Genomic DNA, 11,377 nt, shown 5'->3' on the forward strand with positions numbered 1-11,377 from the left:
GGGGCGAGGTGCCTGTCGCCTATGTCGAGCTGAAGCCCGGCAAGAGCGCGACCGAGGCCGAGATCATCGACCATTGCCGCACTTTGATCGCCCGCTTCAAGGTGCCGAAGGCAGTGGTGTTTACGGAAATCCCGAAGACATCGACCGGGAAGATTCAGAAGTTCCGGCTGCGGGAAATGGCGAAGGGCCTCTGAGTTCGTCATCCTAGGGTGAAGCAGTCGCGGAGCGACGTTGCGGAAACCCTGGGTCCATGCCGTGACCTTGCGGCCGTGCTCCGGCGGTCGAGAATAGCCCTGCACGAATGGCGCCGCTGGCAAGCTAACTGCTTGATCCGACTTTATTCTTTGGCCGACGTCACGGCATTGATCCCAGGGTCTGCGCCGCGTCGCTTCGCTCCTTGCTTCGCATAGGAAGACGAACTCATTCGTCGGGTCCAACCTTTCCTCACTGTCACCATCTGTCACCAATTATACGCGTACGTCGAATCCGCGTTGACATCGCGCTCGTTTCGATTTACGAGTGACGAAAATTGAAATTCGTCACTCGTTATTTGACAGAGAGCTAATGTCCGAAGCCGCCAACATCGTGGCCGACCCCGCCCGCCAGGAAAATGTGACGCGCATCCTCGATTGCGCCGAACGCCTGTTCCGGCACTACGGCTACGGCAAGACCAATGTCGCCGACATCGCCCGCGAGCTCGGCATGTCGCCGGCCAACATCTATCGTTTCTTTGCCTCCAAGGTCGAAATCCACCAGGCCGTCTGCGGCCGCATGCTCGGCGCCAGCTACAAGATGGCCTACGAGATTTCGCGCTTGCCGCTCAGCGCCGAGGAGCGGCTGCGCCGCTACGTGCATGCGCAGTACAAGATGACCATGGAAGTCATGCTCGATGACCAGAAGGTGCATGAGATGGTCATCGTCGCGCTCGAGCGCGACTGGGGTGTCATCGACAAGCATGTCGACAGCATCCACGATCTGTTCGCCGAGGTGATCCGCCAGGGCATCGAAGCCGGCGAGTTCAGGGACCAGGATCCGGTGGTCGCGTCGCGCTGCTTCGGCGCCGCTACCGTCATCCTTTGCCATCCGCAGATGGTGGCGCAGTGCCTTGCCAAGACCAACCGGGCGATGCCCGACGATCTCATCGATTACGCGATCCGAGCCTTGAAATAGCCGCCGCCCGCCGGGCGCCGGTCGACAAGTTTATCTCCAGTCAGGAGTGCTAAGGTGTCTTTGTCCAATTCCATCATCCGCGGGCTGCCGGTCGCCGGCCTGATCGTCGCCGCTCTCGGGCTCGCCGGCTGCAGCCAAGAGAAGGCCGAGGTCAAGGAGATCATCCGGCCAGTCAAGGTGGTCGAGATCGGTGAGGCCCAGACCACCCGCGAGCTCGACTATTCCGGCTCGGTGCGCGCCCGCACCGAGATGAACCTCGGCTTCCGCGTCGCCGGCAAGGTCACCGAGCGCCTCGTCGATATCGGCCAGCATGTGAATTCGGGCGACGTGCTCGCCCGCATCGATCCCTCCGACTACGATTTGTCGGTCAGGAGCGCGGCGGCGAGCCTCGATGCCGCCGAGCGGCAGGTCGAAACGGTGGATCTGGCAAAGAAGCGCGCCGAGCAGCTCTACGCCAAGAGCTTCGCCTCGAAGTCGCAGCTCGATCAGGCGACGCTGACCTATGCTCAGGCCGTGGCGACGCGTGACGCTGCCCGCTCGACGCTTGCCCAGGCGAAGAATCAGGTCGGCTACACCGATCTCAAGGCGAACGAGGATGGCATTGTCACCGCCATCAGCGCCGATATCGGCCAGGTGGTCGGCGCTGGAACGCCCGTGATGACCGTTGCCGTCGATGGCGAGAAGGAAGTGCTGATCGCCGTTCCTGAAATGGATATCGCCGAGTTCCGGCCGGGTAAGGACGTCAAGGCGGGCTTCTGGTCCGACGACGCGCTGACGCTGGCCGGCAAGGTCCGCGAGGTCGCCGGCAGCGCCGATCCGCAGTCGCGCACCTTCGCCGTTCGCGTCTCGCTGCCCAACGATCCACGCGTGCTGCTCGGCATGACCGCCAACATCGAAGCCTCGGTGGCGAGCCGGAAGCAGATGGTGTCGATTCCGCTCAGCGCGCTCGCCCAGAAGGACGGCCAGAAGATCGTCTGGACCGTCGACCGCACCAGCGAGACGGTTCATCCGCGCCCGGTCAAGGTCGGCGACTTCACGGTGGACGGCGTCAATGTCGCGGACGGGTTGAAGCAGGGCGACGTCGTGGTCGCCGCCGGCACGCAGTTCATGACCGAGAACCTCAAGGTCAAGCTCTCCGGCGACGGGGCGCAGCAGTCGGCGTCGGCCGAAGGCAAAGCCGACATCACCAGCAGCCTGCGCTGAAGCCAGGCGCATGAAAACGCCGCTCGTTGAAGCAAGCGGACCATGGTTTCCGGGCGGCGAGCGCCCGGCTGTCGAGACGTCAGGTTGATGTAACCCCCACATCGATCCTCGCGTCCCACCGCGACGAGTGTCTCTCCGCCTCGGAAAGCCTCGCCGCCCGGAAGCCAGCATCGGAAATATCGTGAGCACGCGCAGATGCGTGCCTTTGCCGATCAATCGGAATGGACTGACGCCGATGACCACCGACAGCACTGAAAAGCGGCCCTTCAATCTTTCGCGCTGGGCGATCGGCCACCCCAGCATCGCCCGCTTCCTGTTCGGCCTGATCATCCTCGCCGGCGCGCTCGGCCTGATGCGCATGGGCCAGAAGGAAGATCCGGACTTCACCTTCCGCGTCATGGTCGTCCAGGCCGTCTGGCCGGGCGCCTCAATCCAGGAGATGGAGGACCAGGTCGTCAACAAGATCGAGCGCAAGCTGCAGGAAACGCCGCATCTCGACTTCGTGCGCTCCTACACCCGTGCCGGCAGCGCCATCATCACCCTGCAGGTGAAGGGCGACACCAACGCCGAAGAGGTCAAGGACGCTTTCTACCAGGTGCGCAAGAAGGTCGGCGACATCGCCAGCGACCTGCCGCAGGGACTGCTCGGCCCGTATTTCAACGACGAGTTCGGCGACACCTTCATCACGCTGCATTCGATCAGCGGCGACGGCTACAGCTATCCCGAGCTGAAGAAGTTCGCCATTCAGGCGCGCGACATGCTGTTGACGACGCCGGGCGTCGAGAAAGCCGTCATCATCGGCGACCAGCCGGAGAAGATCTATGTCGACGTCTCGTCGAAGGCTCTGGCCGAGCGCGGCCTGACGCTGACCGACCTGCAGAACGCGATAAAGGGCCAGAACAATGTCGATCCGGCTGGCTCGGTCGATACCGGACAACGCTCGGTGCGCATCTCGGTCGAGGGCGACGTCACCAGGGCCGCCGACATCAGGGAACTGCGCCTGCGCGCCGGCGGTCAGGTGACGCGGCTCGGCGACATCGCCACCGTCTCTTCGGGGCTGGAGGATCCGTTCCAGCGCAAGTACCGCTTCAACGGCCATGAGAGCGTCCAGCTCGGCGTCGTCATGGCCAAGGGCTTCAACGTCACCGACGTCGGCAAGGATGTCGAGGCGACCTACCAGCGCTTCGAGGAAGGCCTGCCCTACGGCGTCGCGGTTGACCAGATCTCCGACCAGCCGGAAGTCGTCCGCGATGCCGTGAAGGAGTTCATGGAGGCGCTGGGTGAGGCGCTGCTTATCGTGCTTGCCGTCTCGCTGCTGTCGATCGGCTGGCGTTCCGGCCTGGTCATAGCCATCGCCATCCCGCTGGTGCTCGCCGCCACCTTTGCCATCATGTACGAGCTCGGCATCGACCTGCAGCGCATTTCGCTGGGCGCGCTGATCATCGCGCTCGGCCTGCTCGTCGACGACGCCATGATCGTCGTCGAGATGATGGAGCGAAAGCTGGAGGAGGGGCTGGTCAAGATCGAGGCGGCGAGCTTCGCCTATTCTTCGACCGCCTTCCCGATGCTGACCGGGACGCTCATCACCACCGCCGGCTTCATCCCGGTCGGCTTCGCCGCCTCGACCGCCGGCGAATATGTGCGCACCCTGTTCTATGTCGTCGGCATCGCGCTGGTCGTGTCCTGGTTCGTGGCAGTCTATTTCACGCCATGGCTCGGCCACATGATCCTGAAGCAGCGCAAGCATGCCGGCAGTCATCACGACGTCTTCGACACGCGCTTCTACCGCCGGCTGCGCGCCACCGTCGGCTGGGCCGTGCGCCATCGCATCATCGTGCTGGTGATGACGCTGGTCACCTTCGCCACCAGCCTGTGGGCGTTCCAGTTCATTCCGCAGAACTTCTTCCCGCAGTCCTCGCGGCCCGAGATCCTCGTCGACCTCTGGCTGCCGGAAGGTACCTCGATCAAGGAGGTCGAGACGCAGGCCAAGGCGCTCGAAGGCAAGATGATGGACGATCCGGACAAGCGCTTCATCGCCACCTATATCGGCGAGGGCGCGCCGCGCTTCTTCCTGCCGCTCGACCAGCAGCTCAGGAATCCCAACTTCGCTCAGCTCCTTGTGATGGCCAAGGACGAGCCGGCGCGCGAGCGACTGATCGTCAAGCTGCGGACCATCCTGGCCGAGGATTTCCCCTCGATCCGTTCCAAGGTCGATCGCCTGTTCCTCGGCCCGCCCACCGGCTGGCCAGTGCAGATGCGGGTCATGGGTCCGGACCGCCAGGAGGTGCGCCGCATCGCCGACGAGGTGAAGGCGAAGTTCCAGGCCAACCCACTGCTCGGCGCCGTCCATGACGACTGGCTGGAGCCGGTGCCGGCGATGAAGCTGGTCATCGACCAGGATCGCGCCCGCGCGCTCGGCGTCACCTCGCAGCGCATCCGCCAGATGCTGCAGGCCACCATGTCCGGCGCGCCGCTCGACGATTTCCGCGACGGCGAGGAGACGGTGTCGATCGTCGCCCGCGAGCCGGAAGCGAGTCGCAAGCTGCTGTCCTCGGTCGATTCCGTCTATATCCCGACCGATTTCGGCGGCTTCGTGCCGCTGTCGCAGGTGGCCAAGGTCGTTCCGGTGCTGGAGCAAGGCATCGAGTGGCGGCGCGACCGCCTGCCGACCATCACGGTTCGCGGCACCCTGCCGGACGGCGTGCAGTCGAACGACGTCGTCACCAAGATGTACAACGACATGAAGGACCTGCGCGCAGGTCTGGCGCCCGGCTACAAGGTCGAGATCCAGGGCGGCGCCGAGGACTCGGCCGAAAGCCAGGCCTCGATCGCCGCCAAGGCGCCGATCATGCTGGCCGTCATCGTCGTGCTGCTGATGATCCAGCTGCAGCATTTCGGCAAGGCGATGCTGGTACTGGCGACCGGTCCGCTCGGCATCATCGGTGCTGCCGCGGCCCTGCTGATCAGCGGGGCGCCGTTCGGCTTCGTCGCCATCCTCGGCGTGATCGCGCTGCTCGGCATTATCATGCGCAACTCGATTATCCTCGTCGATCAGATCGACCAGGACATCGCTGTCGGCATGGAGCGATCCGAGGCCATCATCGGCGCTGCCGTGCGCCGCTTCCGGCCGATCATGCTGACGGCGCTGACCGCGGTGCTGGCGCTGATCCCGATCTCGCGCGCCGTGTTCTGGGGGCCGCTGGCCTACGCCATGATGGGCGGCATCCTCGTCGCCACCGTGCTCACCATCCTGGTGCTGCCGGCAGGCTACGCGCTGTTCTTCGGCCGCGAGCGCAAGAAGGCCGGGGTCGAGGGCAAGAGGCCCGAGTCCGAACTGGTGCAGAACAACGAAGAGCCGCAACTGGCGCTGGCCGCGGAATAACGTGGTGGCAACCTCGGATCGTCCGCCATCGCCACGGGTCGATGGCGGACGATCTGCATCGCAGGTCGGTGCGCTAGAGCAATTCCAGGAAAAGTGCGAAGCGAATTGCAGGGACGCGGCATCTTCAGGCGCGAGTATGAGGGATCGACGCTACGCGAGAGTCTCGGCCTGAAGCGGCCGCCGAACCGGTTCTTCGAGGAGACGACAGTCCGCAAGGCTGGCTGACGAGAGGCCGTTGGACAAAAGAGATCGGGCGCGCGCCGAGGCGCGCCCGATCTTGTTCTCAGGTCGCTGCGTCAGATGACGAACAGCCAGTTGGCGATCAGCATCACCGCCACGCCGGCGATCAGCGTCAGATAGGGCAGGGCGCCCGCCTTCTTGACCGAGAGGTCGGCTCCCGCCATGCCGAGGTCGGCCAGCATATGGTCGGGGAACTTGCCGCCGTCCTGGATGTAGTGGCGGAAGCAGAACACCGGGATGATCAAAGCCGCGGTGATCAGGCCCGCCCACAGCGCCATCGGGTTCCACACCTTGGCGCCGGCGCCCATGAAGACCGCGTTGACATAGGCGAAGATCGCGCCGATGCCGAGCAGCCAGGGCGGCGCCCGCCACGGCCGCGCGATATGGCCGTTGTCGATGCGGTGGATCCAGCCGGCGTTGAGGTTGAGGAAGTTGAAGATGATGTAGCCGCAGTTCGACACGGCGAGGATGAAGAAGAAGCTCGTCGCGTCGGCCGAGGCGATGGCCAGCACGATCAGGTTGAAGACGAGGTCGGTCCACATCGCCCGCGTCGGCGCGCCGTGCTCGTTGACGTGGCTGAGGTAGCGCGGCAGCCAGCCGTCGACCGAGCCCTGGTAGAGCGTGCGCGAGGAGCCGGCCATCGCCGTCATGATGCAGAGCACCAGCGCCAGGATCATCAGCATGACCAGCAGGCTGTGGATGATCTTGCCGCCGCCGACCATGCCGGCCAGCGCATCGGCGACACCGGACCCGTCGACGATCGGCGTCGCCAGCATGCCGTTGAGGCCGAGCACGCCCTGGAAGGTGAACGGCACCAGGATGAACAGCAGCATGCAGAGCAGGCCGGAATAGAAGATCGCCTTGAACGTGTCGGTGCCGGGGTTCTTGAACTCGGACGTGTAGCAGACGGCGGTCTCGAAGCCGTAGGTCGACCAGGCGGCGATGAACATGCCGCCCAGCACCAGTGTCCAGCCGGCGATGTTCCAGGCTCCCGGGTCGGGCGCGTAGGCGGCCGCCAGCGGCACCAGCGGCGAGAAGTTCGCCCAGTTGATCTGGCCGGTGAAGATCGGCACCACGCCGACGATCAGCATCGGGATGATGACCAGCAGGCCGATATATTTCTGCACACTGGCCGTGCCGAGGATGCCGCGATGCTGGATCGAGAAGATTATCAGCATCAGCACCGCGCCGATGAAGAAGGTGGCGTTGAAGGTGAAAGACACCGGACCCAGCGTATGGCCCCACAGCGACCAGGTGCGGATCGCCGGCGTCGCGGCTGCGGCGACCGCCGCGATGGCATCGGCAGGCGCCGTGCCGGCATGGGCGGCGATATAGGCGACCACTTCCGGCGAGGTCTCGCTGAAGACCGGGATCGGCGCCAGCGCGTTGAGGATATAGGCGGCGGCGATCGAGCAGCCGAGCGACAGCACCGGCGACCAGGCGAACCAGTTGCACCACACCGACAGCGGCGCGATGAATTTCGAGTAACGCAGCCAGGCGGTGGCGCCGTAGATCGAGGCGCCGCCGGACTTGTTCGGGAACAGACCGGCGATTTCGGCATAGGTGAACGACTGCAGGAAGCCCATGATCATGGACACCGTCCAGATCACGAAAGCCAGGGTTCCGGTCGTGCCGGCGATGCCGCCGATGGAGAACAGGACGAGGGCGGGAACGCCGCTTGCCACCCAGAAGGCGCCACGCCAGTCGATATGCCTGAGCAGCTTGCCTTCCGCAGGCTGCTCAAGGACCGTGCTCATTGTGCTCATATGTATGAATTCCCCTTTTTGCTGTTCCCCGCCGGTGTGCCTCGGCTGCGCGAAGCTTCCCCCCGGCCTCATTTCGAACGGCTGCAGTGTTTCCGCTCAGTCGCATTTTTTTCTTAACAGTGAAGATTGATCCGACGCGCTTTCACGTCAAGCGTTTTGTGGCGCCGTGCACATCACGCTTGCGAAATATGGCACGGACGCCACTGCGGCCGCCATCAAGACGGTCGGATGAGGCCTTGGAGGCGGCCGTCAGGAGCGCGGTTTCGTCTTTTGCGGGTCGTAATGCGCGAAGGCCACGACTCGCGCCGGCAGCCGCTTGGCCTGGCCGTCGAGCTTGCCGACCTCGACCTCCGTGCCGATGTCGGCATGGGTGACGTCGAGCCGCGCCAGGGCGATGGTCTTGCCGAGCAGCGGCGAGCGCATGCCAGAGGTGACGACGCCGATCTGGGCGCGGCCGACATGGACGCAGTCGCCGTGGCCGACAGGGATGTTCGCATCGATGTCAAGGCCGACCAGTTTCGTCTGCGGATGTTCCTTGCGCCTTATCAGCGCGTCGCGGCCGATGAAGTCGTCGGTCTTGGTCTTCAGCGGCACGGTGAAGCCGATGCCAGCCTCGAACGGATCGGTCTGGTCGGAGAACTCGTAGCCGGCGAAGATCAGCCCGGCCTCGATGCGCACCATGTCCAGCGCCTGCAGGCCCATCGGCTTCAGCCCATGCGGCTGGCCGGCCTCCCAGATCGCGTCGAACACTTTTTCGGCGTCGCGCGGATGGCACCAGATCTCGTAGCCGAGCTCGCCCGTATAGCCGGTGCGCGAGACGACCACCGGAACGCCGTTGCCGCCGCCGATGCGGGCGACCGCGAAGCGGAACCATTCGAGCTCGCTGATTGATGGCTGCAGCGGCGAGGTCCATACGACCTCCTTGAGGATGTCGCGGCTCTTCGGCCCCTGCAGGGCGATGTTGTGCATCTGGTCGGTGGACGAGCGCACCAGCACGTTGAGGCCGAGTTTCCTGGCGGTCTCGCGCAGCCATTCGCCGGACAGGTCGTCGCCGCCGACCCAGCGGAAATTGTCCTTGCCGAGCCTCAGCAGCGTGCCGTCGTCGATCATGCCGCCATGCTCGTAGCACATCGCCGAATAGACGACCTGGCCGACGCCGAGCTTCTTGACGTCGCGGGTCAGCGTGTAGTGCAGCAGCGCTTCCGAATCCGGTCCTGTCACCTCGAACTTGCGCAGCGGCGACAGGTCCATGATCACCGCCGCCTGCCGGCAGGCCCAGTACTCGGCGATGGCGCCCTCCTTGGCGAAGGAGTTGGCCAGCCAGTAGCCCCTGTACTCGGCGAAGTCGCGCGTGTGCTTGGCAAAGCTCGAATGAAAGGCTGTCTCACGGGTCATTTTCGGTTCCGAATCGGGCGTCATGCGTCTGGCGATCGCGCGCGAGAATTTGTGCTGGCCGGAATAGGTGCGCACATGGATGTCGGTGAGGTTCCAGCCATTGGCGGGCGTGGTGTCGTCGGGGCAGGCGGAGGAGACGCAGACGATGTCGGTCAGTGCGCGCAACAGCACATAGTCGCCAGGCCGCGACCACGGCTCGTCCGACACCATGACGCCATGCGCGTCGATTGCCGTGTTGAAGAAGAAGTTGATCGCCATCCAGCCGGCGCGGGGCGTGACGCCCTTGTCCGAAAGCGCCTTGTTGAAATTCTCCGAGCAGTTGGTGTGCCCGGGATAACCAATATCGTCGTAGTATTTGGCCGCACACGCGAGCGCGAAGGCGTCGTGCCGCCCGCAAGTGTCCTGCACCACCTCGACCAGCGGCTCCATGTCCTGGTCGTAATATTTCGAATGCAGGCCGGGCATCGGATAGGCGGCGCCCATCAGCGTGCGCGTCGTCGTCACGTCGAGCGGCAGGTCGCGCCCCTTGTCCAGCTTGCGCGCTGAAAAACACTGGAAGTCGGTGCACTGCCGGCCATCGACATCGATGATCTGCAGATAGTCGCCGGCCTTGACGAAATAGGCTTCGGCGGTCGCCGAATGGACACGCAGATCGAGCACAGGATCGGCGAGCGGATCGGGGAGTTGCGACCTGGTCTTCAGCCGAATGGTGTTGCGCCGCACGGTGACGGTAAGCGGCGTCGCTGTGTCGTGGCCGTCGACCAGCATCGGTCCGCCGGGTGCGGCGATCAGCATCGCGCCATCGCGCTGCACGGCGAAGCCTTGCTCGGTGCCGGCCGGCGTCGTAGCGCCGAAGACGCGCACGGCCTTCGGTTGCTCAAGCTGAACTTGGCGGCGTTGCAGGCCGAGACGCAGCGCCGACAAGCTGTCGTCGCCATCCGCCAGCAGCGCCTTGATGCCGGCGGCGTTGCTGTTTGCGGCCTCGCCGAAAATGCCGGGATCGGTGACGCCGTCCTTGCCCCAGGCCAACAACTCGCAGGCCTGTCCGCCTTCGATATTGCGCACGCTGACCGTATCGCCGGCCTCGACGTCGAGCAGCACGGCGCCATTGCCCTGCACGGTGTAGCGCTCGATGCCGGACGGCAGCGCGATCTGGCCAGGCCTCAGGATGAGGCTCGGTCGGGGCGGCCCGGAGGCGACGGCGGGGTAGGGCGACTGGCTCATCTCGACCCTATGTTTCGAGCAACAAGTTTGCCTGTGTGTGAAATTAGTTTAGCAGCAAGAATAGCAGCGGGGTTGGATTTGGCAAGGTGGAGATGGCGCCGGCTCCTCCTTCTCCCCCTGTGGGAGAAGGTGTCGCCGAAGACGACGGATGAGGGGTGCGCGAAGGAACGCCGGCGTCTCACTCCGTCGCGCACCTCTGATCCGTCTCGGCGCTAACGCGCCGATCCACCTTCTCCCACAGGGGGAGAAGGAGAGTGCGCGCACATGCGCTACACCAGTTCCTCGGAATGCGCGATCGTAACGCCATACTCCGCAGCCGAATCGAGAATGGTGTGCCAGAGACTTTCGGCGAAGGTCGAAAACACCAGCAGGTTGAACACCGCCTGTCCGCCGCGATCACCACCCCGCCACAGCGTGACGCTGGTGTGATCCATCGAGGTTGCAGCAGCGGAGCCAATCGCAAACACATAGGGATGCAGATCAATCGACGATAGCTTGGCGAGCATTGCGCGCGCTCTCTGCCCGGATGCGCTGATCAGCACGCGCGCATGCGACTGGTCGGAAAGCGAAGCCGAACCGGCAAAGACCGAGGCAAGCGCCTCAATCCCGTGCCTGCCGCCCTTCGACAGCACGAAAAACTGATCCGGTCCGGACCAGATCAGCGTCGCGTCGGCGGTGCCGACCGCCTTCGGCGTTTCCGGCGTCGCCGCGCCGAAGCGAGCCTTCGAGGCCCTGGCCATGTCGGCGGCCTTGCCGCGCCGCGCCATGATCTGCACGAGGTCGAAATTTCGGATCTCGGTCAGCGCCACGCCGGCTTCGCCTTGCGCGCCATAAGGGCCGGCGACCAGCGCGCGGTCCAGCGGGCTGCGGACGTCCCAGGAAAACTCAGCCACGCTGGCGCCCTCCTTCCGGATCGTAGAAGACGGGATTGCAGAGTTCGACATCGTACTCCTCGCCGCGCAGCGGGTCGTGCGCGCGCACGATCTCGCCGATGCGC

At 64.7% G+C, this 11,377-nt stretch carries 7 protein-coding genes and 1 pseudogene; 5 read left to right on the top strand and 3 right to left on the bottom strand.

Features of this window, described 5'->3' with window-relative positions:
• The 5 genes and pseudogenes from EOA33_RS11540 to EOA33_RS41345 form a co-directional block, all read left to right on the top strand.
• A pseudogene (locus EOA33_RS11540) lies at positions 1–194 on the top strand (acyl-CoA synthetase); the annotation flags it as partial.
• 370 nt (positions 195–564) lie between these two features.
• Complete coding sequence (locus EOA33_RS11545; RefSeq protein WP_127405676.1) at positions 565–1,170, top strand: TetR family transcriptional regulator; 606 nt, start codon at positions 565–567, stop codon at positions 1,168–1,170.
• Between the two features lie 54 nt (positions 1,171–1,224).
• Entirely contained in the window at positions 1,225–2,373 is a 1,149-nt protein-coding gene (locus EOA33_RS11550) for an efflux RND transporter periplasmic adaptor subunit (protein WP_127405677.1), read from the top strand.
• A gap of 235 nt (positions 2,374–2,608) precedes the next feature.
• Positions 2,609–5,755, top strand: coding sequence for an efflux RND transporter permease subunit (locus tag EOA33_RS11555; protein ID WP_127405678.1), 3,147 nt, complete (start codon positions 2,609–2,611; stop codon positions 5,753–5,755).
• A gap of 93 nt (positions 5,756–5,848) precedes the next feature.
• A complete protein-coding gene (locus tag EOA33_RS41345; RefSeq protein WP_281033519.1) occupies positions 5,849–5,980 on the top strand; it encodes a hypothetical protein in 132 nt (43 codons plus the stop codon).
• A 71-nt stretch (positions 5,981–6,051) separates the two neighbouring features.
• On the opposite strand, the gene EOA33_RS11560 is transcribed toward EOA33_RS41345, so the two are convergent.
• From EOA33_RS11560 to EOA33_RS11570, 3 genes are all read right to left on the bottom strand, one after another.
• Positions 6,052–7,761 carry an APC family permease gene (locus EOA33_RS11560; protein ID WP_127405679.1) on the bottom strand — a complete coding sequence of 570 codons (1,710 nt, stop codon included), beginning with the start codon at positions 7,759–7,761 and terminating at the stop codon, positions 6,052–6,054.
• A gap of 249 nt (positions 7,762–8,010) precedes the next feature.
• Positions 8,011–10,380, bottom strand: coding sequence for an aminomethyltransferase family protein (locus tag EOA33_RS11565; protein WP_127405680.1), 2,370 nt, complete (start codon positions 10,378–10,380; stop codon positions 8,011–8,013).
• 269 nt (positions 10,381–10,649) lie between these two features.
• The gene (locus EOA33_RS11570; protein ID WP_127405681.1) at positions 10,650–11,273 is read right to left on the bottom strand and encodes a sarcosine oxidase subunit gamma family protein; all 624 of its coding nucleotides are present in this window, start codon (positions 11,271–11,273) and stop codon (positions 10,650–10,652) included.
• Positions 11,274–11,377 lie beyond the last annotated feature (104 nt).

Source organism: Mesorhizobium sp. M4A.F.Ca.ET.050.02.1.1 (assembly GCF_003997725.1).
Taxonomy (GTDB): domain Bacteria; phylum Pseudomonadota; class Alphaproteobacteria; order Rhizobiales; family Rhizobiaceae; genus Mesorhizobium.